This is a genomic window from Neobacillus camarae (assembly GCF_054950115.1).
On sequence record NZ_JBUCKX010000005.1, the window covers coordinates 330339 to 356684 of the forward strand.

Sequence of the window (26346 nt, forward strand, 5' to 3'; positions counted from 1 at the left end):
TCCACTAATTAACAAATTGTGTTGATATGGCAATTGTAAGTATGATGGATCTGTTTATAATAATGAAAGATGAAATCATTTGAAAAGTGAGGATTGCAAATGGAATATACCAAACTTGGTAACACAGGATTAGATGTATCTAGACTTTGCCTTGGCTGTATGGGCTTTGGCATAGCGGAACGTTGGATGCATCCTTGGGTAATTGATGAAGAGAACAGTCGTACAGTTATAAAAAAAGCTCTTGATTTAAGTATTAATTTCTTTGACACGGCCAACGCTTACTCAGATGGAACTAGTGAAGAATTTCTCGGACGTGCCCTTAAAGATTTTGCCAATCGAGACGAAATTGTCATTGCAACAAAGGTTTATTTTCCATTAGGTAAAGATTTAAACAGCAAAGGCCCAAACAGCAAAGGATTGTCCAGAAAACATATTATGAGCGAAATTGATAAGAGTCTTAAACGCCTTGGAACCGATTATGTGGATCTGTACCAAATTCATCGCTGGGATTACAACACTCCAATTGAAGAGACGATGGAAGCACTCCACGATCTAGTAAAGGCTGGTAAAGTAAGATACATAGGTGCTTCTGCGATGTTTGCATGGCAGTTTTTGAAGGCGAACCATGTGGCTGAGAAACACGGGTGGACGCGATTTGTATCGATGCAGAATCATCTCAACCTCATCTACCGGGAGGAGGAACGGGAGATGCTGCCGCTATGTAAGGAAGAAAATATCGGCGTGATCCCATACAGCCCTCTAGCATCAGGAAGATTAACCCGTGATTGGTCAGAAGATACTCTTCGTTCTGAAACCGACCAAACTCAAAAATCTAAATACGGTGCCACGGAAAATAACGACCGTCTTGTTGTGGAGCGAGTTGCTGAAATCGCTAAAAAACATGGAGTGCTAAGATCTCAAATTGCCCTTGCCTGGTTACTGCAGAAACAACCAGTAACAGCTCCAATTATTGGTGCAACGAAAATTTCTCATCTTGAAGATTCCGTGGGTGCTTTATCGGTTAAGTTAACTGCTGAAGAAGTTGCGTACTTGGAAGAGCCTTACGTTCCACACCCTGTAGTCGGTGCTTTAAGTTCGAGGTAATATGGTTTCAGCAATAGCTTTTTAAATGCAAACCATGAAGAAACTGAACAAATTTCATCGGTTTGTTCAGTAATAAACAAAATACTTTCATTTAACCATGTGTAGGCTATCGGTTCTTGGTTATAATAAAAACAGAAGTTTAACACACTGAGTGAACACAGGCAAAACCAAATGGATTGTTACTGGTCACTCAGGCAAAACCTAAATCGCGAAATAAGAGAAGCTTTTGCCTTCTCCTATATAGTGATTTAGGTTTTTCTTTTATAAAAACTCGATATAGCAAGGGACGATCACTTATAAATTAATTGCATTTATATTTACACGGGACAAACTTTAACTCAGGTTTTGTGCTGGTTTAAATGTGCGCATAAATCACTTAAAGTTTTTTATAGATTTCTCTCTAGCAAAATTCCTACCTGTTCGGCCATGACTTCAGGCGGATAAGGCATGCCATTGGTTATCCACCATTCCACAATCCCAACATAGGAAGTGACAATGAATTGAAGTATAACATCTTCATTTAATTTCTGGTTCTTTCCTTTCGATGTATCCACTTCGTCCTTGAACTCCTCGATAAGAAACTCATGGAACTGCCTGCGAAAAGAAGGGGCTCCTTTACTCGCTAACATCGTAGAAAAAAATAAATAATGATTTTTGAGGTATTCAAACCATGGCAGATTCGCATCTTTATAATCCATTTCAGATGTCGATTTGCAGATTTCTCCCATTTCATTAATACGTTCCTCAATCAGCTTATCCACTAGGTCAAATTTATCCAAGTAATGAAGATAGATTGTTCCTCGGCTAACATTAGCGTTTTCGGAAATGTCCTTAATGGTAATGTCATCAAAATTTTTTTCAGACATCAGCTCTATCAATGCGTTTTTTATGGCTTCTTGACTTTTGGCTATTCTTCTATCCACTTTAGGCATTTTAAGGTACACCGACTTTCATAAAAGATATTAAACAATTTTAATTGATTTGTTCATTACTAAACAAATTGCGTTGAATTAACAATTGTAAGCATCCTATACACGTATATAATTATAGACAGATGTTCAATAATGTATCAATATAAATTTTTCTGCGAGCATTGAAAAGATTTACCTTCGGAATAATAAAGGTAACCACTATGTAGTAAAGGAAGGATCGTTTCTGTATGTCAAATATTCAAGATAAAGTTGTTATTATCACGGGTGCCTCTAGTGGGATTGGAGAAGCCACAGCAAAAGAACTTGCATCAAAAGGAGCAAAGCTGGTCTTGGCAGCTCGCCGCGAAGAACGATTAATGGAGCTGCAAGAAGAGATTCAAAAAAATGGCGGTCAAGCTATATTCAAGGTAACAGATGTGACTTCCCATGAACAGATGGAGGACTTGGCTGAGTTAGCTCTTAAAGAGTTTGGAAAAATCGATGTATTAGTCAATAACGCAGGAGTCATGCCACATTCATTTCTTTACAAGAAAAAAGTGGATGATTGGAACAAAATGATTGATGTCAATATCAAAGGTGTACTTTATGGGATCGCCGCTGTTCTTCCTACGATGAGGGAACAAAATTCAGGTCATATTATCAATGTTTCTTCTGTAGCAGGACACGTTGTGGGACCAGGAAGTACGGTTTATGCGGGAACGAAGCATGCTGTACGTGCTATCTCGGAGGGTCTTCGCAAAGAAGAGGCTGGAAATAATATTCGTTCAACCATTATTTCACCAGGAGCAGTTGCAACTGAATTAACAAATTCGATTACAGATATGGACTTGAAACCAGGTATCGATAAAATCTATGAAGGTGCGATTGATGCAGATTCAATAGCCCGGGCCATTGCTTTTGCTATGGAACAGCCAGCTGAAGTAGCGATTAATGAAATGATCATCCGGCCAACATCACAGGAACGGTAATTAGACCCTTATAAAGTAAATTGAAGGAGGACATAAAATGAATGAAGTAATACTTTGGACCGGCGCTGGTCAGATTGGCATGGCCATTGCTAGAAGAATCGGTTTTGGTAAGAAAATTATGGTTGGTGATAAAACATTAGCTAATGCCAAGGCTATTGCAAAAATGATGAAAGAAGCCGGATTTGATGTGGAACCAGTCGAAACGGACATATCTTCCAGAGAATCTATTTTAAATTTGATTGCAGAAGGGCAGAAGTATGGTGAAATCACTGCTCTGATCAATGCAGCCGGAGTGTCACCTAGTCAGGCACCTATTGAAATGATTTTGAAGGTAGATTTGTACGGAACGGCAGTATTGCTGGAGGAAGTAGGGAAGGTTATAGCTCCGGGAGGCGTTGGTGTGACCATTTCCAGTCAGTCTGGACACAGAATGCCTCAATTGGGAACTGAAATTGATGAGCTTCTAGCAACGACACCAACAGAAGAGCTCCTTAGTTTAGAAGTCCTGCGGCCAGAAAATATCAAGGACACACTGCACGCTTATCAAATGGCGAAACGGTGCAATGTGAAGCGCGTTATGTTTGAATCGATACGTTGGGGAGAAAAAAATGCTCGTATCAATTCCATTTCTCCAGGGATTATCGTAACGCCATTGGCTATAGATGAGTTCAATGGTCCAAGAGGAGAGTTCTATAAAAATATGTTTGCCAAGTGCCCAGCCGGACGTCCAGGAACAGCTGATGAGGTTGCAAATGTGGCTGAGCTGCTGATGATGCCGCAGGGAGCTTTCATCACCGGGTCTGATTTCCTAATTGACGGTGGAGCGACGGCTTCTTATTTTTACGGACCACTAAAACCAGCAGAATAATGAAAGAATCTCAAAATGCTGCCTCAATTAGAAATGAGGCATGTATAAGCCGAAACCGCAAAAGACGTTCATTGAAAGGTAGTTATATATATGACTAATGTTTTAATCCTGGGTGCAAATGGTTCACTGGCTCGAGTAACTATAGATATGTTCTATAAAGAAACCGACGCACAGTTGACACTTTATTTGCGTAATTCACAAAGATTGAAAACCAACTATTCAAATCGTGTTCGATTAATTGAAGGGGATGTTATGAATCTTGAAAAATTAAAAGAAGCGATGGTTGGGCAGCATGTTGTCTATGCCAATCTTGCAGGTAATCTAGAACAAATGGCAAAAACAGTTGTAGAAGCAATGCATTCTTCTGGTCTTAAACGTCTCATTTGGATTAGCTCAATGGGCATCTATGATGAAGTCCCAGGAGAAAGGCAGGGAAGTATCTTAAATCCATATAGAGAATCTGCTGCCGTCATAGAAGCCTCAGACCTTGACTTTACGATTTTGAGACCAGGTTGGTTTACCAATAAAGATGAAGTTGACTATGAGACAACACAAAAAGGCGAATCATTTAAAGGGCATGATGTATCACGAAAAAGTATGGCAGATTTGATTGTTAAATTGGCTATGACACCAGGAATGGAAATCCGCAGCAGCTTGGGTGTAAATAAACCTCAATAAGTAGGATTTTCATAACAATACACATCCTTGGTGACAACTATGTTTTAAAACACATGATTGGTGATCGTCAACCTAAGCGAGAATGGCTTGCACAAATCGAAAATGAGCAAATAAAATATTTCAAAACCTTAGATAGCATATTTGTGTTGCTGGACAATGGACAATTAAAAAGAGGAAATAAGGGTAGAGCATGACTTCTCTGCCCAAATTAGATAATTACGTAAAATATAAATTTGACGTAATAAAAGAAGGATTTTCATCAGGGGATGTCGAATATATATAAATATGAGGTGAATTTAATGAAAAACCAAAACAAACAGCAAGATTTTAAAAAACTGCAAACCTTGCTTGATGAGCTCCCGTGGTACGTCGAAGAATATATTAATCACAAGCTTCGCAAACTTTCAACGGCATCATTGTTCAATTATTGCCACGACTACAAAATCTTTTTCAATTGGATGGTTTCCGAACAGCTTTGTACCGGCAGCATCAAAGAAATTCCGTTAGAACGCCTGGAACAACTGACAGTCCTTGAAATTGAAGGATTCCTTAATTTTCTCCACTATCAGTTGAATAATAAAGAATTGACGGTTAACCGGAAACTGTCGGCATTAAAATCGCTGTTCAATTATCTCCAAAATATCGCCGAATCCCCCGATTTGAAGCCATATATCAATCGCAATGTGATGGCTAAAATTGAATTTAATGAAATAAAAGAATCGATGGAAACCCGCGCCAACAAAATGGAAGGCAAAATCTTGCTCGGTGACGAGTATGAGCAGTTTCGTCTATTCGTCGCTCACGAGTACGGCGAATTAAACAAAGAAAACAAAAAAATCTATAACTTTTATCAATTAAACAAGGAACGTGATACAGCAATCATTTCGCTCATTTTAGGTTCTGGCTTGCGTCTTTCTGAGCTGGTTGGCCTCGATCTAGACGATATAGATTTTAATAAGTATTGTGCCCGGGTCATCCGCAAAGGAAACAAGGAACAATTCGTGTTTTTCAGCCAAACGGCCATGAATGATTTACAGGATTACTTAGCGGTAAGAACCGTGAAATACCAAGTCGATAAAACAACAAGATCATTGTTTGTTGCAGCGCCAATCGGCCCTAAAGGTAAAACCAGACGACTGACGGCCCGATCGGTTGAAAAACTCGTTGAAAAATACGCCACGGCGTTCGGAAAACCATCATTATCGGTACATAAACTTCGCCATTCGTTTGCTACCCGTTATCATGCGGAAATCAATGACGTGCCAAAACTGCGGCGTCAACTTGGTCATTCGTCAATTCAAACAACGATGATTTACACTCATATTAAAAATGACGACTTAAAAATAGCTGTTGATAAGATGGATATGCCAAAGGAACAATAAAATCGCTGTCACATTCAAGGTGACAGCCTCCCTCCATTTTCCTTTATCTAGTTTACATAATAATATTATTTTTCATTTAGTTATCATATCTCAAATCGCAAGTATACTTAAGATAGTGAGACGGAAGAAAAATTTCAGCATTTGTACGACTCGCTTATTTTCAAGGTTTACTTCCATTTTTGGATTGATTTTTTTCAGAGCGTTGCAAAATTTCACCTGGTATTTGGGAGAAATTAAGACCATTCCCCATTTATCATAGATTATTTCTAGTCTATCCAACGAAAATGCGGGGCTGGATCATATATTACTGCTCCTCCTCACTCCTTTTATCACAGCAATATCAATTTTCCAGCGGAACGGCCCCCCTATTACTTTTAATTGTTGGCCGTCGATTTCATAGTATGTTCCAAACCAGCACCAACTAATCAATCCACTGGTAATAACTGTTACCCAAATAGCCCCGACTATTTTCCTCTTATTGCTGGGTCCGCCCGGAAAAAAAGAAATGCACTGATTAAAAAGGCAACAGCACCCTATAACAAGACACCAGTGATCAGGCCCTTTTTCGAGTAAAAACGCACCTTATCCCCTACCATTCCCGTTCTCTTAACTATTAGCCTAACAGAAAACTCTATTGGTATATGTACGAATGATTCGGAAAAAAGTCGCAAGGATGCTAAAAGGCAGCAGGCAGAGCTATATTTTAACAGTATCGTTAACCTATATTGGCACTCAAAAAACCACAGGCTAAATCGCCTGTGGTTTATTTTATAGATTCCTTCATCTTTTGTGAAAAAAGGAAGTTCCTTGGAGTTCCGAAATAGATAACTTGATTAAACTCAGGGTAAACTGATTCGAAACGTATATAAATGGGGGCATCGAGCAGCCAAGGGAAGTTCGTATATAACGCTTGATCCCCAAATACAATGGCTTGTAACGCGAGATTTAATTCCTTTCGGAAAATCGCGTATCGGACTTTTGCGTAATTTTTATCAAACTCACCCCCACTTACGTAAACACGGCCCCTTAAGGAATATTCTCCCAGTTTGTGTACCCACTCTGCTAGCACTTCGTCACGGGAGCTCTGATTGGTTGCTCCATATTCGTAGCTGCAGCCAATGGTAAGAAAAAGCTGCCCAGAGGTATCCGAATGGGTTAAGGTGTATTTTCTCCCCTCGACCGGACGGAATGCGGTAACTGGCGGCAGGAAGGTAGTAATCAATTTTGAAGGGTCGAGAATACTCATTGCAAGCATCTCCTTTCAAGCATCCTGCCATAGTATATGGGGCATTCGTCTAATAGGTGACAAATATACTACTTTGCTTCCTTCAGGACCTTTACACGTGCCAATCTCCAGCTGTCATTGATGTAGGACCATGTCGATTCAGCGTAGGCAATTGTATCGGCATTGGCGATGCCGGACACCCTTTGGATCCCCGTAAGTCCGTGCCTGCCATCTTCCATTTTAATAGGTTTCAGGCTGCTATATGGATTGACCGTCAATTCAATCGGTTCATTTAACCTGCCATTATGGTAAAGACCTAGTTTTTTATAATATTTCTTTCGGTCTTTCAATTCAAAATAATAAGATTTTCCTGTTGCCGTTACCTTAATCTCTGCTTTATATCCGTTTAAGAATTTACTTTCCATTTCAAGCGGTGTAGGAACCGTTAAATCCTTTTTTTGAAAATCCTTAAAAGAATACAAATAGTCATTCGTCGTTCCATTGCTGCTGTCTGTGGAAATATTAAAAAACAAATCCCTTAGTCCATCGTTGTTTAAGTCCACAAGATGCATAGCAGCTTTAGAACCACTTTCCAAGGGAATCGTGAAAGTTTTTCCGTTTGAAGCCGTTATTTCAGCAAAAATTTCACTTAAATAACTATCTTCCTCTTCATCTTCATAAGGAACACCTTTTAATAGAATCACTTCATTTTGGCCATCCCCTGTGATATCAGCTTCTTCCTTAGCTATTTCAACTGTTCTGCTATTTTCTTCAAACGCATATACGCCAGTTATGGCAGTTAGCGAAATCAAAAAGAACGCAGTAAGAGCTAGTGCAATTTCCTTTTTCATGTTGATCCCCTCCGACATTTCTAATAATTTCTAGTATGTCCAAAAAGAGGATAATAATGAAAAAAAGACCCATAAAGAGTCTTTTTTCCTATGATCTAATTCTTTGATTGATCCGGTTTTGGCGCCTCCACTACCCAAAAGGAGGTTACTTGTCCATTTTCCCCTTCATCAAGGATGAACGAACCATTGGAGTAACGGTCACCATAACGGATATCTTCTGCTTTTAACGTTTCTAGATATCCTTTTTCAGTTTGGATGAATAACTCATCAGGTCCTTCAGCCGTCACAAATCCAACAATGCGATGCGGGTTGGCCTTCAGCTCCCGGAGGATAATGACACCCCGTTTTGCCCGTGACGCTTTTTCAAACTCGGATAACTTCATCCGTTTAATAGCTCCGCGCTGGGTCACCGTGATAATGGCTTGCTTGCTGTTTGGACTGATAATTTGTCCGCCAATAATATAATCGCCATCTTTTAAGTTCATCCCTTTAACTCCGGCAGCCCGGACACCTACTACACTGATTTCTTCCTCGTCGAACCATAGCGAATAGCCGAAATGGGTAATCAAAAATAAGTCTGCTGTGCCATCCGTCACATGAACATTGATGACTTGGTCATCATCTTTGAGATTGATGCCGACTAATGGTTTGGAGTAGCGCTGGGCCTTATATTGGCTTAACTCGGTTTTCTTCACCATACCGTTCTTGGTCACAAACACCAAGAACCCTGGTGCCTCAAAATCGGTAACCGGTATAGCTTGAATGATTTCTTCGTCTCGGTCAATCGGGATTAAATTGGCAATGTGCTGTCCCATGTCCTTCCAGCGAATGTCCGGCAATTCATGGACTGGACAGTATAAATAATTCCCTTTGCTGGTAAACAAGAGCAAAACATCCTTGGTATTCATGTCAAGCTGAGCCTTCAGCCGGTCTGATTCTTTCATGGCTAAATCCTGACCGTTTGATGCGGCATAGGAACGCTGGCTCGTCCGTTTTACGTAACCTTCTTTCGTAACCGTAACGATGACATCCTCACTTGGCACTATGACTTCCAAGTTGATTTTGATTTCTTCAATTTCCGCTTCAATTTTCGAACGGCGTTCATCCGCAAACCGCTTTTTCACATCTTTTAATTCTTTTTTAATCACGGATAACAGTTTCGTCTCACTTTCCAAGATGCTGGTCCATTCAGCAATCTTTTTGGCAAGCTCCTCTGCTTCATTCCTTAATGCCGTGATATCGGTGTTGGTTAAACGATAAAGCTGTAAGGATACGATGGCCTCGGCTTGCGGTTCGGTAAAGCCAAATTTGCTAATCAAGTTATCTTTGGCATCCCGTTTATCTTTCGATGCACGGATCGTGGCGATCACTTCGTCGAGTATCGATAAGGCCTTCATTAAGCCTTCTACAATATGCTGGCGTTCTTTCGCTTTCGCCAAATCGTATTGTGTTCTTCTGGTTACCACATCTTTTTGGTGCCCAATATAGGCATCCAACAGATCGCGGAGGCCCATTTGTTTCGGACGGCGGTTATAAATCGCGACCATATTAAAATTATAGGTTACTTGAAGGTCGCTGTTTTTATATAAATAGTACAGCACCCCTTCTGCGTCGGCGTCTTTTTTCAGTTCCACGACGATGCGCAATCCCGTTCGGTCCGTTTCATCGCGCACCTCAGAAATCCCTTCCACTTTGCGATCAATCCGGAACTCGTCCATTTTTTTCACAAGATTGGCTTTATTGACTTCATACGGAATTTCAGTGACGACAATTTGCTGCTTACCGCCGCGCATATCTTCAATTTCGGCTTTGGCACGAACAATAATCTTGCCTTTACCAGTTTCATAGGCTTTTTTAATGCCATCAATCCCTTGGATAATCCCTCCAGTAGGGAAATCAGGGCCTTTGATAACCGTCATCAGTTCATCTACCGATACATCGGGCCGGTCCATCATCATGATGACCCCATCAATGACTTCAGCCAGGTTATGTGGCGGGATGTCAGTGGCGTAACCGGCGGAAATACCGGTTGAACCGTTAACCAATAAATTCGGGAACATGGCGGGAAGTACGGTTGGCTCTTTTGCCGTGTCATCAAAGTTAGGGATAAAATCAACAGTTTCTTTATCGATATCGCGAAGCAGCTCTGCCGCTATCGCAGACAGACGCGCCTCGGTATAACGCATCGCAGCCGGAGGGTCGCCGTCCATGCTGCCGTTATTCCCATGCATTTCAACAAGAACATTGCGAACCTTCCAGTCCTGGCTCAACCGGACCATCGCTTCATACACGGAGGAATCACCGTGCGGATGGTAGTTACCGATGACGTTACCAACTGTTTTGGCCGCTTTTCTGAACCCCTTTTCATGGGTGTTGCCTTCCACATGCATCGCATAAAGAATCCGGCGCTGAACCGGTTTTAAGCCGTCTCTGGCATCAGGCAGTGCCCGGTCTTGGATAATGTATTTGCTATACCGGCCGAACCGGTCCCCAATTACATCTTCCAAAGGGAGGTCGCGGAATTTTTCAACTGTGCTCATGCTTCATCTCCTCCCTCTGTGACCGTTATATTTTCGTTTTGCAATATTGTATCATCTTCCTCTAGTCCAAACTCAACATTTCCTTCAATCCATTTGCGGCGCGGTTCTACCTTGTCCCCCATAAGGGTGGTAATCCTGCGTTCGGCTCTTGCGCCGTCGTCAATTTTTACCCGTATCAAGGTCCTGGTTTCCGGATCCATTGTGGTTTCCCATAACTGGTCCGCATTCATTTCCCCCAAACCTTTGTAGCGTTGAATGATGTAGCCGCGGCCTACCTTTTTAATCGCACCCTGCAATTCTTCATCCGTCCAAGCATACTCAATGATTTCTTTTTTCCCTGAGCCTTTGCTGACTTTATAAAGCGGCGGCAGGGCGATAAACACTTTCCCTGCCTCGACCAGCGGCTTCATGTACCGGTAAAAGAACGTTAACAACAGAACCTGGATGTGGGCGCCATCCGTATCAGCATCAGTCATGATAATCACTTTATCGTAGTTGATATCGCCAATGTTAAAATCGGAGCCGACACCGCCGCCAATGGCATGAATCATGGTGTTGATTTCTTCGTTCTTATAAATGTCAGCCAGTTTGGCTTTTTCTGTATTGAGGACTTTACCCCGAAGCGGCAAAACAGCCTGGAAGCGGCGGTCCCTGCCCTGTTTGGCTGAACCTCCCGCTGAATCTCCCTCTACCAAGTAAAGCTCGTTTTTTTGCGGATTCCGGGATTGCGCCGGTGTCAGTTTTCCTGAAAGGACCGCTTCTTTGCTTTTTCGTTTTTTACCACTTCTTGCATCCTCTCGTGCTTTTCGGGCTGCTTCACGGGCTTGGTTTGCTTTAATCGCTTTTTTTACAAGCAATGAACTGGTATTCGGGTTTTCCTCCAACAAATAGGACAAATGCTCGGAAACAACAGCGTCAACAGATGATCTCGCCTCGCTTGTTCCCAATTTCCCTTTTGTCTGGCCTTCGAATTGTAAGAGGTCCTCCGGGATCCGGACCGATATAATGGCGGATAAACCTTCGCGTATATCGGCGCCGTCCAGGTTTTTGTCTTTTTCTTTTAACAACCCGGTTTTCCTGGCGTAATCGTTAAAAACCCTTGTCATCGCGGTCCTGGCCCCAATTTCATGGGTACCGCCATCTTTGGTGCGGACATTGTTAACAAAGGATAACATATTCTCAGAATATCCATCGTTAAACTGGAAGGCAAAATCGACCTCAATGCCATTTTGCGTCCCTTCAAAGCTGACAACCGGGTGCAGGGTCTCTTTGTCCTCATTGAGATAGGCTACGAAAGCTTCAATCCCGTTTTCATAGTGATACACTTCATGAAAGTCATTACGCAGGTCCATAATTTCTATTTTCAGGCCTTTTAATAAAAAGGCTGATTCCCTTAACCGCTCACACAGAGTTTCAAAATTGAAGGTGGTGGTGGAGAAAATGGATGCATCCGGCTTAAAGTGGATGGTGGTTCCGGATTGGTTGGTCTTGCCGATTTTTTCAAGCGTGGTAACCGGTTTTCCGCCGTTTTCAAAACGCTGTTCGTAAACGAATCCTTCGCGTTTAATGGTGACAACCAGCCATTCTGACAAAGCGTTGACGACTGACGCACCGACACCATGGAGTCCTCCGCTAGTTTTATAACCGCCCTGTCCAAACTTGCCTCCTGCATGGAGGATGGTTAGGATGACTTCCGGAGTCGGTTTCCCCATTTTATGCATTCCGGTTGGCATGCCCCGGCCTTTATCGGTAACACTGAGCGAATTATCTTTGTGAATTTTAACTACTATGTGATCGCCAAATCCCGCTAGTGCTTCGTCCACCGCGTTATCGACAATTTCATAAACGAGGTGATGAAGCCCTCTGGCATCGGTACTGCCAATGTACATGCCCGGACGCTTTCTGACAGCTTCTAAGCCTTCCAGTACCTGTATGGCGTCTTCGTTATATTCAAAAGCTTGCTGAGATCTTGCCACTAAAATACCCCTTTCATACCCTACAAAAAGAAAACAACCTTCTATTTTGCTAATGTTACTTCTCATTACTATTCTTTAAAAATGCTGATTATCCTTTTAAGCATATCACATTAGAACAAATGTTTGTTACTTAATTTTGCCACAGGTCTTGCGGCGTCTATGCTTTATTTTAGCGATTTATTTTGATTTGGCAAATACGTTCTGAAAAATTTCCTTGTTGCACTCTTTATTTTTAGGGTTTTTTAGGCGAAAATAAAAAGCCGTGAGAGTTTCCCCACAGCTCTTTGCCACTAGGATTATTTGGTTAATGCATGCATGACTTTAATGCAGCGATCCATGATGACAGTATATCCTCTTTCTTTCAAAAATTCATAGGCTTCCTCATTGACCAAACCCTGCTGTGCCCAAAAGACATCCGAATCCACCTCGTCAAATTCCTTCGCCACGTCAAACAACTGTTCGGAACGGCGGAACACATTGACAATATCGATATGCCCTTTAATATCCTTTAACGAAGCAACGGCCTTAACGCCTAACGCTTCATCAATAGTTGGATTAACCGGAATAATCTCATAACCAGCCTTCTGCATTACCTCTGAAACCTGATAGGAAGTGCGTTCCGGATTATTGCTTAACCCCACAACCGCAATCCGTTTCGCTTTTTTTAAAATAGCGCCAATCTCTTCCAAGCTTGGATTTTCCACTACCATCACCTTCACTCCTATTACTTTCATTAGCTATATTTTATCTTTTTTTGGAAAAAAATACATCCAATTTGGCTGGGAAGCGTGTTAATCTATCGTACTGGCATCCTTAAGACGTTAGTGATTAGCGGTTTCAAGCTCGTTCAAGCTTAGGTACAGATAGACAAAATTTTGTATGCGTCTTTGTATTTTCAACGGTAACCAGACCGCCCATGCTTTCAAGAATTTGCCTTAACACATAAAGGCTAAACCTCGTTCCATTGGTACCGTCTAAAATATCAGGGACAAAAATCTGATCGCCTGCCATAGTCTCCGTATTAGCAGCGTTGTAACTTATTTCGGCGGTAATGGTTGGGTCCGTTTCCCCAATAATAATGGCTAATTCATTGGATCCATGTATTAAAAATTGGTCCATAGCAACGGTTAAAACATTCAAGACCGCCTGGCTGAATTCATGTGGATCACCAAAAGCCATATATTGACCGCGATGTACAAAATTCACCATGATTTTGTGGCGGTAAAGGCAAGGAGAGAAAATCGCCAAAGACTCTTCGATGGCATCGGCAACAGAGAAAGCGGATGAAATTTTATTCGGTTTATACAATTTTCCAAAATCATGAATGGTTTGTGATATTTCGTTGATTTGCAACATGCTTTCTGTAATAAAACGGTCAATGTATTGGTCATTTAATTCCCCGAATTCCAGGGCTTCTCTAATATCTTGAATCAATAGTGACAAGTGATTCAATGTCTGCTGCCATTCTTGGCCATAGCTTTCAACCATTAGACCCATTTGGGCAAGACGGGATTGTTGAATGAAAAATGGATCCAATGTCTTATTTTTCACCAAACCTTTTTGTTGACGGTTTTCGTCGGTTTTTTCTGTTTCCATTTGACCTTCCATATGCTCACTTCCTTTTTAAAAAGCCGGAACAGGCGAAAAGGGGAATAAAGAGCCTAATCCCATGTTCCGATTCATTCTGTGCTGCCAACAATAACACGATTTTTTCCGGCTTGCTTGGCCTCATATAGAGCTTGTTCTGCCCGAAAAACCAAGTCTCGCTTTGACATGCCGGAAGAATAGGCGGCAATGCCCATACTGCAGGTCATCCTGCCTATATGATCAAAGGGGAAATTTTCTATTAATATTCGAAGTGATTCCGCCAGCAGTCTGGTGTCATCGATTTCGGTTTCCGGCAACATCAAAGTAAAGCAATCCCCACCCCAGCGGGCAAAAATATCCTTCTCCTCGATCCGCTGTTGCACGATGGTAGAAAAAATCCTCAAAACGTGGTCACCCACTTCATGGCCGAAACGGGTATTTACCCTGTTAAGATTATCCAAATCCATAACGACTAATGAAAAGGACCGGTTATTGATTTTCATCTTTGATATCGCATCATCTAATATCTCATTGAATTTAAATCGTTTAAACGAGTTTGTTAAATGATCCATTGTGGACATTTGTTGCTTTTTAAATGTTTCCATTTCCCGCTTTGTTTCAATTTGATGAACCGATTGCTGGATGGCATATAAAAAACTCTCTAAATAAATTGGCTTTGGGATGACGTGATTGACGACTTGTTTGTCTAACAATGATTGATAAAACTTTTGGCCGTCGTAAGGGCCAGTAATAATAATCGGTATTTGCCCATTTAACTTCCGTACAGTATGAATCATATCCAGCTCGTAAGGTTGATTCTCATTGAGATCAATAATCAAAAGGTCCGGCTGATATTTTTGAAAAAAGTCAATACCTTCTCTCCCGTCCAGTGCAGCATGTATAGTCGAAAAGCGCCTTCCTAAAACACGCAAAATCTTTTCACGAGAAAACATTTCATCTTCAACATACAAAACGCTAATACGGGAATATGATTGATACAGGGCAGATGGATTGCTTATGGCCATGCTTACACCTCACCATCTTTTGTGGTTGATATGATAAAACCGACCGCTATCTTCCTTTTCCGGCCAGTTAAATTTTAAACTGAAACTGATTTATTTAAATTATAGGGGCTGAACCTCTGCCTTTCAACGGATTCGCCAATGGTTTGAAAAATCGCCTCATTTTTGTAAAAAAAAAGACTATATTTCTACCTGAAATCTTAATAATGAGGCACAAAAAAGAAAACCGGTCCAAAGACCGGTTCCATGTACCATTTATTTTTGTGTCACAGTGTTTCCATTCTGCATCTGTAATGCCGCCCACGCGGATTCACCGGCAAATAGTCTTGTCCAGCTGGCAACACCGGCAAGCTTATTCTTATCCACCAAGCTTGCCCGTTTTGCCAGAGAACTTTCATCCTCAATCCATATTTTGTAGACAGCGTTCTCCTCCGGCGCTGTATATTCCGCATAGTTCTGGCCGCTTTCCTCATCATATGCCGGCTGCACCCCTCTTTCTCCAAGCCATTGTTGAACTTGGTCCATCGAGAGGGCTTTGGATGTTATTTTCGTGGTTCCGTCACTGTTAGTTTGTTCTTTCCAAAGCCTGGAATATAGCGGGACGCCTAGAATTAACTTTCCATTGGGAACCTCAGATAATAACTGTTGCAGATTTTTTTCAACCCAAGGCAGACTGGCCACACTCCCGGCCTCAGCTGAGCTTGCGTTGTGTTCGTCATACGCCATCACAATGAGATAGTCGGCAATGTCGGCGAGCTTGGGTCTTTCATAAAAGGATGACCAATTGTTATTTTCGCCTGCCGCGAAATTGATATCCATCGAGACCATGAGTCCCGCTTCGTGCAGGTATGGCGCTGCTTCCCTCATAAATTGTGTGATCAACTGGCCATCTTCGGGGTAAACATTCTCAATATCAAAATTGATTCCTTGCAATTGATACATCTGACTTAAATATAGCAGTTGCCGGATCATGTTTTTCCTGGTTTCATAGTCTTTAAAAGCTTGGTGGGTCAAATCCGGGTCAAAGGCATTGGAAAACACGCCCCATACTTGGTAACCCCTCGTTTGCGCCCACTGGCTGTATTCTAGTGATGCTAGGTTTTTAATGGATCCATCCGCACCTGCCAAAGAAAACCAAGTAGGGGAAACAACGTTTACGCCAGACATTACGGGTATTTGTGACATATCGGGATATTTCGTGTAAACTGCTTCCCACGTTAAATTGATTGGACCGTTTACAGTTGGCAAGGCAAAGGTTTTCGCAGGCTGGTCGATGGTAATTTCAGTTTTTTTGCCTGGGGTTACATAATTCTTTTTGACATACCCGCTGATGCCTTTGGAATTACGAACCAAATAAAAGTCTTGTTTTTCCCCTTCAATCCTTACCGATTCATTTTTCTTCAGCTGCGCCGTGTAAGGGGACTGCCAGTGGGGCTTGGTCCGGAGTCTTAATTTTTCTTCATTGATCTCTTTGTTTATTACTTTGCCATGGATAAATGATTCACCATCTTTTTCTATCAATATAGCATCAGACTTTTGCAATCTTGTAAATTGAATTGGATATAACGATAGTATGGAATCAATAGCAATGAAGACCTGACCATTTTTACTAATGGTAGGGGACAATTGTAAGGAGACCGGCTCTTCGTTGATAAAATAGGTCAGTGAGTCGGTTGGCATTTGAACCACTTTATCCTTCGTCGTAATGATAACGGAGTTTGACTTTTCATCATAACGGATAGACGAATCGAGATTGTCTTGAATGAATTGAAGCGGCAAATAGATGGATTCGCCCTGCACCTCGGCATTCCCCCGCTGCTTCCCGTTAAAAACAATCGGATGTTCCCCGTTAAAATAAGACTGTTTTTCCTTGGATGCAAAAGGATACAATAACAAGAAAACGGCGGATACGGTCAGTAGAATGCCGCCAATAAGCCCACCTATTACCCACATTTTTGACTTTTTTCGATGTTTGATTTCAATACTTGCCATGTCATTTCGTTCCTCCCCGTTACTATCGTAAGATATCAACAACGAATTGGAAAGGGTAAATTCACATTTTTGTGTAAAATGATATGTCAAGATGATATGGTTTAAAAAGTAAATGGCGTTTTTTGACCAATACATGGTAAAATAGAAACACTGGATTTTATTTTGAAGGAGAATTGTAATATGGTTCAATTGATTTTGATCTTGGTCCTGGCTTATCTTCTTGGTTCCATCCCCTCCGGTTTAATTGTGGGCAAAGCATTCTATAAAATCGATATCCGGGAGCATGGAAGCGGAAACTTAGGAGGAACCAATACTTTCCGGACATTAGGTGTCAAAGCTGGACTAGCTGTGACCTTGGCCGATATCCTGAAAGGGACATTGGCAGCAGCCCTGCCAATTATTTTTTCCGTGGATATTAACCCACTGATTCCAGGTCTACTGGCCGTTTTAGGACACACGTATCCGATTTTTGCCGGTTTCCGAGGCGGCAAAGCCGTTGCCACATCCGGCGGTGTGCTGTTATGGTGCTCGCCCTATTTATTTTTATCCGTATTGATCGGCTTTTTTATTAGTCTTTACATAACCAAATACGTTTCATTGTCATCCATGATTGCCGGTATTATCGCCATCCTTTATGTCGTATTCTCTGGTTTGTTCGCTTCATGGAATATTCCCTTATTAATAGCGGTATTCCTTTTGGCATCCTTTGTCATCTACCGGCACCGGGCCAACATTAAACGAATTATGAATAAAACAGAACCAAAGATAAAGTGGCTATAAAAAAGGAGCTCCCGGAAAATCCGGCGGCTCCCTTTTTTTAGATTTTTAATAATTGAAAAGTTCCTTTTCCTGATCCATCTTTCACATAATCCAACTTTGTATTGTCAAAGTATACTAAGTCTTTTTCATGAATCAGGACCGTCAAATCCCCGAACTCATAGGTAAGGTCCCCTTGTATGATCCGCTCCTCCAGAGACAGATTTAATTTGGGAGCACCTCAGCCAATTCCCATACTTAACCGCAAAAACAGTTTTTCTTCATCAGAAGCTTTCTCCCGCTCCATAATATCCTGCAAGATATGTAAGGCAGGTTCAGTCAGTTTAAACAAGCGCTACACCCCATTTCCAAAAATTTGTCGAATGAGAGGGTACAAATTTCCACATAAATATATTATAGTATGGACAAAGGCAATAAAAATAATTTGCTTAAAACAAGCACTAGGGAGAAGGTATTATGAGAAAATCGATTATTACCTCAATCGCAATAGTACTTGGATGCAGCCTGCTGGCCTATGCCTTACTTACTCAACAATGGACTAAATCGAAACCGCTTCCAAAAGTGTACTCTGCTGAGGTTACAAAGCACCGGCCAATTCAAAAAACGAATCCTGTCACCACCGAAAAAATCACCGTCGGAGCAATCGGGGACATCCTTATTCACAGCCCGGTTTACCAAGACGCCTTCAATGGGTCGCAATATGAATTTGACCAAATGTTCTCGGACGTTAAACCCCTCCTGGAAAAACCTGACCTGCTGACAGCTAATCAGGAAAGCACAATCGGAGGATTGGAACTCGGGCTCTCTGGATATCCGGCCTTTAATAGTCCGCATGAAGTAGCGGATGCTCTCGTCCACACCGGTGTCGATATCGTTTCCACTGCGAACAACCATACGTTGGATAAAGGGGAAAGGGGGGTCCTGTCAGAAACCGCTTACTTAGAAAGCATCGGTCTCCCCCATGTCGGGAGTTTTCAGGATCAACAGGATCAACAGCATTTACGGATCATTGAAAAAAACGGCATTAAACTTGCCTTTTTGTCTTATACATATGGAACAAATGGCATCCCAGTTCCTAAAGGAAAAGACTACCTGGTCAATTTGATAGACAGGGACAAAATGAAAGAAGAAATACACCGCGCCAAAGCTGCCGCGGATGTCGTCGTTATGAGCATCCATTGGGGACTGGAGTACCAACGGGTTCCGTCCGCGGACCAAAAAGAGTTAGCCCAGTTTCTTGCCAATGAAGGGGTGGATATCCTTTTCGGTTCGCATCCCCACGTCCTCCAGCCAATGGAATGGATTAATACCGCTGACGGTCGAAAAACGTTTGTCATTTATTCGTTGGGCAATTTTATCTCAGCCCAATATGGGAATTACAAAGATATCGGAGGACTAGCTACCGTCGATATCACAAAGCGTGTTTCGTCTCAAGGAAGTGCAATTGAACTCTCCAGTCCGGCTTTTTATCCGACATATGTCACAAGCCAAAGATACAAAGATTTTCGTGTTGTGCCACTGGAACAAGCAGGTGGACATGGCTTGAAGAATGCCGAAGCAAAATACGACGAAATTCAACAACACATGTCCCAATGGCTGCACTGATAGCAGCCATACTGACTTGGCCCTTCACAGGAAAGTAAACAAGGCTCACACATCCGTGTCAGCCTTGTTTACTGTTTTTCCAAATATGTTCTAAAAGTCCTTCTTGCCGCAATATTTCTTCCTGTATTTCGCCAATTAAGTCGAAGTGGGAATATCCGTCTTTCCGATGGTCAATCCATTCTTCCTTGAGTCCGTATTGTTTTCCCCATTCCGCCAGCATTTTCAAATCATTGCAGCCGACCTTGGTCACGGTCTTATATCCTGGGAAGCGTTGATCAAGCCAATAATGGGTTAAAAAGGCAATTTCACCTTGGTCTATTTTCCGCTTCCATTCTGTCACATCACGTCTTTTGATGCCAAACGCCAACCTTTTCACCTCATTCAACATTCCATTTTATAAAGGGAGGCACTATTTTTTCTTAATTTCTTCATATTTTTTGAACCACTCCGGAAAAGCCTTCTTGAACGAAGTTGGTCTGAAATTATCCTTCTTCACAATAATATGGGTGGTTTTACCTTCCACGCATACCTCTCCATCCCCATTGATGACGTCATAGCCATAGACGGTTTTAATCCCATCATTGTGCTCAACCCAAGTCTTTACGATTGCTTGGTCACCATATCGCAACGGCTTTTTATAAGTTGCTTGAACATCATAAACCGGTGCATAGTAGCCGCTCTCTTCCATTTCCACATATTTATATCCCAAATCCTCAATCAATCCGGTTCGGCCCAATTCAAAAAACTTCAAGTAATTGGCATGATAGATCACACCCATCATATCGGTATCCGCATAGTAAAGTAAGATTTCTCTCGTTGAAACGTAATATTCTTCCACTCCAACCTTCCTCTCCATCCTGTTTATGAAAATTACATTTTGTTGATTACAGCCTGTACATCCGCTTCTTCCAGTATAACGGCACTCTCATCCAAGTGCTCCGAGACGTCTTGGTTCATTAATCTTGTCGCTTGTGCCTGAATCATCTCATCCACCATGTTGGTGGCGAACCGGCCATTTCCCGTTGGTTCATCTTGTTTTAACATATCAAGAAGCAGTTGCTTGGCACCTTCTGTCAGGCTGTACTGGAAACGCCCAGCATAGGATTCTATAATCGCAAGCATTTCTTCAGGCGAATAATCCGGAAAATAGAAAAACTTTTTAAATCGGGAGCGTAGACCTGGATTGCTTTCCAACAGCTGGTCCATTTCATTAGGATATCCAGCCAATATCACCACCAAGTTTTCATTATGCTTGGTCATTTCATCGACAAGCGTGTCGATGACTTCTTTACCGTAATCACCTGCACTATGGCTTAACAAGGAATACGCTTCGTCAATAAACAAAACGCCACCCAGCGCTTCCTTTATTTTTTGTTTCGTTTTTCCCGCCGTTTGGCCCACATAGCCTGCCACGAAATCAGCCCTGCTCGAAACAATCAAATGCCCCCGTTTTAAAATCCCGCATTCTTTTAATAGCTCCGCATAGATTTTCGCAACGGTGGTTTTTCCGGTTCCAGGCCTTCCGGTAAAAACAGAATGAAGCTGAATCGGCACGGCTGGCAGACCTTTATTTCTTCTAAACTGCTGCATTTTCACGAATGAAAACAACGACCGCATTTCCGCTTTCAAAGATTCCAGCCCAATTAAACGGTCAAGCTGTTCATGCGGACTCATTTCTTTTTTCTCCAGCTCTTGAACAAAATCATCATGATCCAAGACCATGAATTTTAAAATATCATCCTCGTCCTGATGGTCAGAGCCTTTCTTAAAGATGGCATCCAACACAATATTGCGAACGGTCCTGGCATTGCCGAATGTTTCGTCTACCCGCTCCTGCTCAATCCGATGGACGAGCTCTTTTTTCGCCGCGTCCGTTAAAAAATAATCATTCTCGGCTGCGGCTTTTTCAGCGATCAGGATTAATTCTTCATTAGAATAGTTGGGTAAATGGATCAAGTTTGATTGGGGAAACCGGCTGCGCAAACCAGGGTTAGCATCGAGAAACGACCGCATTTCCTCAGGGTACCCTGCTAAAATTACAGCAAACTTTCCGCCATACTCTTTACCGGTCATTAAGGAAACAAGCGTATCAATGGCTGCTTGTCCATAATCGTTGCCCGTTTGGCCCTCTCGCTTTAAACTGTAGGCTTCATCAATGAACAAAACGCCGCCGATAGATCGTTCTACAATACTCCGAACATTTTCTTCCGTTTGTCCCATAAACGAACCGACCAGCTGGGCCCGGTTTGTCTCAACGACCTCCTCCCGCGGCAAAACGCCCAATTCATGATAAATTTTCGCGAGCAGCCGGGCCAGTGTCGTTTTTCCGGTACCGGGATTACCGGTCAAAACCATGTTGAGGCTGAGCTCATCTTTATTCTTGAGGCCCATCTTTTTTCGATGCTTTTGGTATTTTAAAAAGCGATAATAATCGTTTACCCGTTTTTTAACCGACTCGATCCCAATCAACTCGTGCAACTGTTCCAGTGCGTTTTGGGCCGAAGGAGCGGGCTCTTCTTCTTGAAGGAATAATTGTTCCCATTTGTTTCTTATTTCTTCTACTTTCGCTAAATGCTGTTTTAAATCCTCCACATATGCAGCTGTATGAAACACCCCAATAATCGATTCCTCATAATCCTCGGAGGCCTTTAATAATTTTCCTGTTTCTTCAATGGCAGTAGCGAGCAACTCATATAGTTGTTGATATTGCTGGAAAACATCTTTCCCAATCATACCGGACGCCATGTCGCGTTTATGCTGCAGGTCAGAAAACCGTTCATCGGCCTCAGATAAAAAGCTTTGGCAGATTTCGATATACTGCTCCGCCACTTTCTTTTTGGCCGAACGATTGTCCGTTTCCCTAATTGGCGGGAAAGACAGCTGGCTCATTACATCTTTGAGCTTTTTCCATTCCACGCCAATCGTGAACTCCATGGCCCATTGGTTAGCGGGATTAAGCTTTAACGATTTTTCCACTAAGGCTCCAGCTAAAGTGTCTTCTTTATTACGGCCTAGTCTAGAACGGGCAGCTAAGGTTAAAAACTGGGATAAGAGAACTGGGTCTGTTTCCTGACTGACAGCTGCTATTAGTGCACTCTCTTCTTGAATAACACCGGTTTGGGCAAGTTCCTTTTCCCAGCTGTTTAGTTGCTGCTTATACTCATCCATTTGGTTTTTTTGCCGATTTGCATTCAAATTCATCACATCTCTACATTAAAGTTTCTCCCCTATCTTACCATAGGACCCCAAGTTTAAAAAAATAAGAGGCTTTAAAGGCAGAAAAAAGGACCACTCCTCTTGGAATTGGTCCTTCAAAAGTATTATTGCTGTGAATCGTGGGCTTCGTCTTTAATTTCGGAGCGGAATGACGCAATGCTTTCCCGTCTGCGCTCATTTTTTGCTTGAATCTCTTGACGCTGTGTTTCGCTGTCAGTAAAGCGAAGGGATTCTTCAGCCGCCTCCATATTCTCAATCGTATTATGAACCATAGCCTGGAGCTTTTCGACGTTGTCACTACGATCATCGGGATTAGGTTTATTGTTGTAGGTCATTGGTAGTCCTCCTTTAGTGGTGTGTTTGGTACAGATATAGTTTGTAACGGCAGAATGAAAATATTACACCATTTTAGAGGCAAAGAACCAAAAAAGACCAGCCAGCCTATATGCCAGCAGGTCTTTTTGCCAAATTATTCACCTTTTGTTTGGATGACTTGCGCGTGGTCACCTGACGTATCGTTCATTTTCTTTCCTTTATTTCCGGAGAACCCGCGTGGCTGGGTTCCCAAATGTTCAGGCACGTGGTGCTTAGAATCTCGTTTTGGATTACTCATCATGATCCCCCCTTACTTACATTTTACCCTGTTGGCCGGGAACCATGATTGGAAAACTTTTATGTTACTCCGCCTTGCCGAGTCGCTTGGCTTCAATGCGTTGTTCAATTTTTTCCAACGCCGCACTGTCTTTTAAAAGTGCAGATTTATTTTCAGAAACGAGTTCTGCAAAAGAACGTTTTCTTGGCTTTCTCATTTGTATTCACCATCCTTATTGACCATTGTAACAGTAATTATGTCCGGAAACCCTTTCAATTATTACAACTTTTTGAAAATTTAAGCGTTTTTTAGTTCTTTTTACACAGAAAAAGACGTTGAATATCCAACGTCTTTCCTAGATTATTTTAATTTACCCGCAAATGCCCTCATTTGTTCTAACGTCATGGCACCGGAGAATTTATTTTGAATAATTCCTTTGCTATCAATAAAGTAGCTTGTCGGAATGGATAATACCTTGTACTTACCGTTTACAGTGTCTTCCGTATCGAGAAGAATGGGAAATGTAAGTTTATTTTCATCCACAAAACCTTGAACATCGTACTGAGGGTCAATGTTGATGGCTAAAATCGTGATGTCATCACCCACCTCTTGATGGAATTTTTCCATATCTGGCATTTCCGCTTTACAAGGAGGGCACCATGTCGCCCAAAAGTTAATCATGACTTTTTTCCCTTTTAAATCGGAAAGTTTAACCGTTTCACCAGTCAACGTCTTTAATTCAAAATCAGGCGCTTTATCTTTAATGGCCAAACCTTCTTCAGCAGCTGTCGCTGTACTCGCGGTTTCGGGTGTTTTTGTATCTTTATTCACAGCTTGTACAATTGCCACCGTCAGTAAACCAATCAAAAGAACTGCGGCAATCACTTTTTTCATCATCCCGAATCACTCCTTCACTCTTTTTCCGCTATATAGAATTTTACACTATTATCTCTATCAGAATAAAGCTTGATTGTTGCCTATTTTGTGAATAATAATTGAGAGCAGGCCATATACCTGCTCCCCTGACTCAACCGATGATCAATTTTTTCTGCTTTAGGAGCTGGTTAAATTCAGAATCAAGGGTAATGTATTTCGGGTCACTGGGGTCCATAAGTGATAGCTCGCCTAATATTGCTGCAATCCGGTTTTCAATAATCATTAACGATTCTTTTTTTTCATCTTTAGTTGGAGTATCACTCTTAGTATAATACTCTTCCGCGGTCATTTCGAGACGTTTAATTTGCTGCTGTTCAAATACCAGCAATCGGTTGCAGAGTTTTGTTAAAAAGTAATAATCGTGGGAAACCGTGATAATCGTTCCATTGTATTCAGCCAAAGTAGTTTCAAGCTGTTCCCTGCTGGGCAAATCAAGATGATTCGTTGGTTCGTCCAGTATAAGTACATCATAGTCTTTCATGAGAATGTCAGCTAGTTTGACCCGTGTTCGTTCACCAAGACTTAACCTTTCGATTGGCTTTATTATTTTCGGTTCCTTTAGGCCCAGATTAGCTAAGATGGTTCTTGCCTTAAACAGACTTTCCCTGTCGGTTAATCCTATTGTCTCAAGGGCATTTTTATCGGCAGGCAAATCTTTAACATCCTGGCTTAAATAAGCGATTTTTAACGTTTCACTCCGCCATAGGGTACCATCAGAAGGAACTTCTTCACCGAGGATCATTTTAATAAGTGTGGTTTTACCGCAGCCATTCTCACCCAATAAACCGATCCGTTCACCATGATTCACATAAAAGTTGGAAGATTGAAATAGCGGCCTGCCGGGAAAGCTCTTTGAAAGCTGACTAGCTTCCAAAATTCGTTTTCCTCTTTTTCCATGGTTTTCAAATTCAAATCTTACCTTTACTTCATCTCCCGGCTTTTCAATTTTATTTTTTGTTAACTCGTTTTCTAGCCGTTTCATTTTTGATTTCACTTGGTTATCTAACTTTTTGGCTTTCACACGATGGTATTCTTTAAAGCCTTCCGGTCGTTTGGTTGGGCCACTGCCCTTTTTGGTTGAGTCACGATGGGCTTTTTCTGACCAAGACTTTAGCTGTTGCATTTGCTTTTCAATTTTATCAATTTGCCGCTGTTGTACCTGGTATTGATGTGATTGGCTTTCGATTTGTTTCTGTTTTTCTTCCTTATATTTGCTGTAATTTCCGTTAAAAAATTTCATTTTACCGTTCTCCAGTTCGAAGATGCGATTCACTGTCTGATCAAGAAAATGGCGGTCATGTGAGATGATCAAAACCGGGCCGTTAAATTTCTTCAATTCCTTTACCAGCCACTGCAGTCCTTGATAATCCATGTGATTCGTTGGTTCGTCCAAGATAAGGAAGTCTGGCTTAGATGCCCACACCATCGATAAGGCGAGTTTCAGCTTTTCACCGCCGCTTAAGTGAGCCAGCCTTTGCTCCTCCCACTCTTTTACCTTACTAAGGCCCAATTGACTGGCAATTTGGTACATTTCGTGATTGGGAGCAACCGTCAGTGATTTTTCAAAATCATTGACCTCATAATCAATCGATTGGGACAAATAGCCGATTTTCAATTGGTCTGATTTCTCAATCGTCCCCTTATCCGGAACGATTTTTCCAAACAGAATATTGGCAAGTGTTGTTTTTCCGGTTCCGTTGTATCCGACCAGACCAATCCGCTCACCGGTTTTAATTTCGAATTCGATATGGTCGATCACTTTATTTAACTCAAAGCCTTTTACTAAATCTTTAACATTTATGATTGTTTTTGTAAGCATAAAAAAACCCCTTCAAGTCACCTGAAGAGAGTTATGTCATAATATCCTATATAAAAGCATCAGCAAATAAACCATAAAGATTTATAAGAAATGATTTATAACGATAGGGACATATAAAAGGACATACTAATCCTATTCTTCAGGTTCACATTTTCGTCCATTTCGAATCTGTTCTGAAAAATAAAGATTATAATTTCATTGGCCCTTTGTTCATTCCTTTTCGTTAAGATACTTCTATAGTAAAGAAAATCAATACATATTGTCAATGGGTTTCCT

The 26346-nt window shown here is 41.7% G+C and carries 24 protein-coding genes and 1 pseudogene; 7 read left to right on the forward strand and 18 right to left on the reverse strand.

Annotated elements, in window-relative coordinates; translation table 11 throughout:
* The first annotated feature begins 99 nt into the window (after positions 1 to 99).
* Positions 100 to 1104 (forward strand): aldo/keto reductase, encoded by a 1005-nt coding sequence (locus ACY8D0_RS26450; RefSeq protein WP_462413443.1) that lies wholly within the window; start codon positions 100 to 102, stop codon positions 1102 to 1104.
* 386 nt (positions 1105 to 1490) lie between these two features.
* Here ACY8D0_RS26450 and ACY8D0_RS26455 read toward each other — a convergent pair whose 3' ends face one another.
* Positions 1491 to 2036 carry a TetR/AcrR family transcriptional regulator gene (locus ACY8D0_RS26455; RefSeq protein ID WP_462413444.1) on the reverse strand — a complete coding sequence of 182 codons (546 nt, stop codon included), beginning with the start codon at positions 2034 to 2036 and terminating at the stop codon, positions 1491 to 1493.
* Between the two features lie 227 nt (positions 2037 to 2263).
* Here ACY8D0_RS26455 and ACY8D0_RS26460 point away from each other — a divergent pair, with 227 nt between their 5' ends.
* The 4 genes from ACY8D0_RS26460 (at position 2264) to xerS (ending at position 5932) form a co-directional block, all read left to right on the forward strand.
* Entirely contained in the window at positions 2264 to 3004 is a 741-nt protein-coding gene (locus ACY8D0_RS26460) for an SDR family oxidoreductase (protein WP_462413445.1), read from the forward strand.
* A gap of 37 nt (positions 3005 to 3041) precedes the next feature.
* Entirely contained in the window at positions 3042 to 3872 is an 831-nt protein-coding gene (locus ACY8D0_RS26465; protein WP_462413446.1) for an SDR family oxidoreductase, read from the forward strand.
* 90 nt (positions 3873 to 3962) lie between these two features.
* Entirely contained in the window at positions 3963 to 4550 is a 588-nt protein-coding gene (locus ACY8D0_RS26470) for an NAD(P)H-binding protein (protein WP_462413447.1), read from the forward strand.
* 299 nt (positions 4551 to 4849) lie between these two features.
* Positions 4850 to 5932: a tyrosine recombinase XerS gene (xerS, locus tag ACY8D0_RS26475; protein WP_462413448.1), complete on the forward strand. Its 1083-nt coding sequence runs from the start codon at positions 4850 to 4852 to the stop codon at positions 5930 to 5932.
* A gap of 90 nt (positions 5933 to 6022) precedes the next feature.
* Here the strand turns inward: xerS and ACY8D0_RS26480 are convergent.
* The 9 genes and pseudogenes from ACY8D0_RS26480 to ACY8D0_RS26520 all read right to left on the reverse strand — a co-directional run bounded on the left by ACY8D0_RS26480 (position 6023) and on the right by ACY8D0_RS26520 (position 17125).
* Positions 6023 to 6361, reverse strand: a pseudogene (locus tag ACY8D0_RS26480) (PH domain-containing protein).
* Positions 6362 to 6695: 334 nt separating this feature from the next.
* On the reverse strand, positions 6696 to 7178 hold the full coding sequence (locus ACY8D0_RS26485) for a staygreen family protein (RefSeq protein WP_462413449.1): 483 nt from the start codon (positions 7176 to 7178) through the stop codon (positions 6696 to 6698).
* 68 nt (positions 7179 to 7246) lie between these two features.
* On the reverse strand, positions 7247 to 8008 hold the full coding sequence (locus ACY8D0_RS26490) for a hypothetical protein (RefSeq protein WP_462413450.1): 762 nt from the start codon (positions 8006 to 8008) through the stop codon (positions 7247 to 7249).
* A 95-nt stretch (positions 8009 to 8103) separates the two neighbouring features.
* Entirely contained in the window at positions 8104 to 10548 is a 2445-nt protein-coding gene (parC, locus tag ACY8D0_RS26495) for a DNA topoisomerase IV subunit A (RefSeq protein ID WP_462413451.1), read from the reverse strand.
* Positions 10545 to 12524: a DNA topoisomerase IV subunit B gene (gene parE / locus ACY8D0_RS26500; RefSeq protein WP_462413452.1), complete on the reverse strand. Its 1980-nt coding sequence runs from the start codon at positions 12522 to 12524 to the stop codon at positions 10545 to 10547. Before parE ends, parC begins: the two co-directional genes overlap by 4 nt.
* Before the next feature lie 296 nt (positions 12525 to 12820).
* Positions 12821 to 13234 (reverse strand): CoA-binding protein, encoded by a 414-nt coding sequence (locus ACY8D0_RS26505; RefSeq protein ID WP_462413453.1) that lies wholly within the window; start codon positions 13232 to 13234, stop codon positions 12821 to 12823.
* 127 nt (positions 13235 to 13361) lie between these two features.
* Complete coding sequence (locus ACY8D0_RS26510; protein WP_462413454.1) at positions 13362 to 14132, reverse strand: sensor histidine kinase; 771 nt, start codon at positions 14130 to 14132, stop codon at positions 13362 to 13364.
* A gap of 71 nt (positions 14133 to 14203) precedes the next feature.
* Positions 14204 to 15136, reverse strand: a complete 933-nt coding sequence (locus tag ACY8D0_RS26515) for a GGDEF domain-containing response regulator (RefSeq protein WP_462413455.1) — start codon at positions 15134 to 15136, stop codon at positions 14204 to 14206.
* Between the two features lie 252 nt (positions 15137 to 15388).
* On the reverse strand, positions 15389 to 17125 hold the full coding sequence (locus ACY8D0_RS26520) for a glycosyl hydrolase family 18 protein (RefSeq protein ID WP_462413456.1): 1737 nt from the start codon (positions 17123 to 17125) through the stop codon (positions 15389 to 15391).
* A 180-nt stretch (positions 17126 to 17305) separates the two neighbouring features.
* Between ACY8D0_RS26520 and plsY the strand changes: the two genes are divergently transcribed.
* Complete coding sequence (gene plsY / locus ACY8D0_RS26525) at positions 17306 to 17905, forward strand: glycerol-3-phosphate 1-O-acyltransferase PlsY (protein ID WP_462413457.1); 600 nt, start codon at positions 17306 to 17308, stop codon at positions 17903 to 17905.
* Between the two features lie 453 nt (positions 17906 to 18358).
* Positions 18359 to 19507: a CapA family protein gene (locus ACY8D0_RS26530; protein WP_462413458.1), complete on the forward strand. Its 1149-nt coding sequence runs from the start codon at positions 18359 to 18361 to the stop codon at positions 19505 to 19507.
* 58 nt (positions 19508 to 19565) lie between these two features.
* Here ACY8D0_RS26530 and ACY8D0_RS26535 read toward each other — a convergent pair whose 3' ends face one another.
* The 8 genes from ACY8D0_RS26535 to abc-f all read right to left on the reverse strand — a co-directional run bounded on the left by ACY8D0_RS26535 (position 19566) and on the right by abc-f (position 26070).
* The gene (locus ACY8D0_RS26535) at positions 19566 to 19874 is read right to left on the reverse strand and encodes a hypothetical protein (RefSeq protein WP_462413459.1); all 309 of its coding nucleotides are present in this window, start codon (positions 19872 to 19874) and stop codon (positions 19566 to 19568) included.
* 42 nt (positions 19875 to 19916) lie between these two features.
* Positions 19917 to 20345, reverse strand: coding sequence for an acyl-CoA thioesterase (locus tag ACY8D0_RS26540; RefSeq protein WP_462413460.1), 429 nt, complete (start codon positions 20343 to 20345; stop codon positions 19917 to 19919).
* A gap of 32 nt (positions 20346 to 20377) precedes the next feature.
* Complete coding sequence (locus ACY8D0_RS26545; RefSeq protein ID WP_462413461.1) at positions 20378 to 22708, reverse strand: AAA family ATPase; 2331 nt, start codon at positions 22706 to 22708, stop codon at positions 20378 to 20380.
* A gap of 119 nt (positions 22709 to 22827) precedes the next feature.
* Positions 22828 to 23058, reverse strand: a complete 231-nt coding sequence (tlp, locus tag ACY8D0_RS26550) for a small acid-soluble spore protein Tlp (RefSeq protein WP_462413462.1) — start codon at positions 23056 to 23058, stop codon at positions 22828 to 22830.
* A gap of 134 nt (positions 23059 to 23192) precedes the next feature.
* On the reverse strand, positions 23193 to 23336 hold the full coding sequence (locus ACY8D0_RS26555; protein ID WP_042456732.1) for an acid-soluble spore protein N: 144 nt from the start codon (positions 23334 to 23336) through the stop codon (positions 23193 to 23195).
* A gap of 64 nt (positions 23337 to 23400) precedes the next feature.
* A complete protein-coding gene (locus tag ACY8D0_RS26560; RefSeq protein ID WP_462413463.1) occupies positions 23401 to 23532 on the reverse strand; it encodes an FbpB family small basic protein in 132 nt (43 codons plus the stop codon).
* 143 nt (positions 23533 to 23675) lie between these two features.
* On the reverse strand, positions 23676 to 24212 hold the full coding sequence (locus ACY8D0_RS26565) for a peroxiredoxin family protein (protein WP_462413464.1): 537 nt from the start codon (positions 24210 to 24212) through the stop codon (positions 23676 to 23678).
* Positions 24213 to 24342: 130 nt separating this feature from the next.
* The gene (gene abc-f, locus ACY8D0_RS26570; protein WP_462413465.1) at positions 24343 to 26070 is read right to left on the reverse strand and encodes a ribosomal protection-like ABC-F family protein; all 1728 of its coding nucleotides are present in this window, start codon (positions 26068 to 26070) and stop codon (positions 24343 to 24345) included.
* Positions 26071 to 26346: the final 276 nt, after the last annotated feature.

Excerpts from the sequence above, each read along its gene's own strand:
- ACY8D0_RS26450 (WP_462413443.1), top strand. The coding sequence starts at position 100 with ATGGAATATACCAAACTTGGTAACACAGGATTAGATGTATCTAGACTT.
- ACY8D0_RS26455 (WP_462413444.1), bottom strand. The coding sequence starts at position 2,036 with ATGCCTAAAGTGGATAGAAGAATAGCCAAAAGTCAAGAAGCCATAAAA.
- ACY8D0_RS26460 (WP_462413445.1), top strand. The coding sequence starts at position 2,264 with ATGTCAAATATTCAAGATAAAGTTGTTATTATCACGGGTGCCTCTAGT.
- ACY8D0_RS26465 (WP_462413446.1), top strand. The coding sequence starts at position 3,042 with ATGAATGAAGTAATACTTTGGACCGGCGCTGGTCAGATTGGCATGGCC.
- ACY8D0_RS26470 (WP_462413447.1), top strand. The coding sequence starts at position 3,963 with ATGACTAATGTTTTAATCCTGGGTGCAAATGGTTCACTGGCTCGAGTA.
- xerS (WP_462413448.1), top strand. The coding sequence starts at position 4,850 with ATGAAAAACCAAAACAAACAGCAAGATTTTAAAAAACTGCAAACCTTG.
- ACY8D0_RS26485 (WP_462413449.1), bottom strand. The coding sequence starts at position 7,178 with ATGAGTATTCTCGACCCTTCAAAATTGATTACTACCTTCCTGCCGCCA.
- ACY8D0_RS26490 (WP_462413450.1), bottom strand. The coding sequence starts at position 8,008 with ATGAAAAAGGAAATTGCACTAGCTCTTACTGCGTTCTTTTTGATTTCG.
- parC (WP_462413451.1), bottom strand. The coding sequence starts at position 10,548 with ATGAGCACAGTTGAAAAATTCCGCGACCTCCCTTTGGAAGATGTAATT.
- ACY8D0_RS26505 (WP_462413453.1), bottom strand. The coding sequence starts at position 13,234 with ATGGTAGTGGAAAATCCAAGCTTGGAAGAGATTGGCGCTATTTTAAAA.
- ACY8D0_RS26510 (WP_462413454.1), bottom strand. The coding sequence starts at position 14,132 with ATGGAAGGTCAAATGGAAACAGAAAAAACCGACGAAAACCGTCAACAA.
- ACY8D0_RS26515 (WP_462413455.1), bottom strand. The coding sequence starts at position 15,136 with ATGGCCATAAGCAATCCATCTGCCCTGTATCAATCATATTCCCGTATT.
- ACY8D0_RS26520 (WP_462413456.1), bottom strand. The coding sequence starts at position 17,125 with ATGGCAAGTATTGAAATCAAACATCGAAAAAAGTCAAAAATGTGGGTA.
- plsY (WP_462413457.1), top strand. The coding sequence starts at position 17,306 with ATGGTTCAATTGATTTTGATCTTGGTCCTGGCTTATCTTCTTGGTTCC.
- ACY8D0_RS26530 (WP_462413458.1), top strand. The coding sequence starts at position 18,359 with ATGAGAAAATCGATTATTACCTCAATCGCAATAGTACTTGGATGCAGC.
- ACY8D0_RS26545 (WP_462413461.1), bottom strand. The coding sequence starts at position 22,708 with ATGAATTTGAATGCAAATCGGCAAAAAAACCAAATGGATGAGTATAAG.
- tlp (WP_462413462.1), bottom strand. The coding sequence starts at position 23,058 with ATGACCTACAACAATAAACCTAATCCCGATGATCGTAGTGACAACGTC.
- ACY8D0_RS26555 (WP_042456732.1), bottom strand. The coding sequence starts at position 23,336 with ATGAGTAATCCAAAACGAGATTCTAAGCACCACGTGCCTGAACATTTG.
- ACY8D0_RS26560 (WP_462413463.1), bottom strand. The coding sequence starts at position 23,532 with ATGAGAAAGCCAAGAAAACGTTCTTTTGCAGAACTCGTTTCTGAAAAT.
- ACY8D0_RS26565 (WP_462413464.1), bottom strand. The coding sequence starts at position 24,212 with ATGATGAAAAAAGTGATTGCCGCAGTTCTTTTGATTGGTTTACTGACG.
- abc-f (WP_462413465.1), bottom strand. The coding sequence starts at position 26,070 with ATGCTTACAAAAACAATCATAAATGTTAAAGATTTAGTAAAAGGCTTT.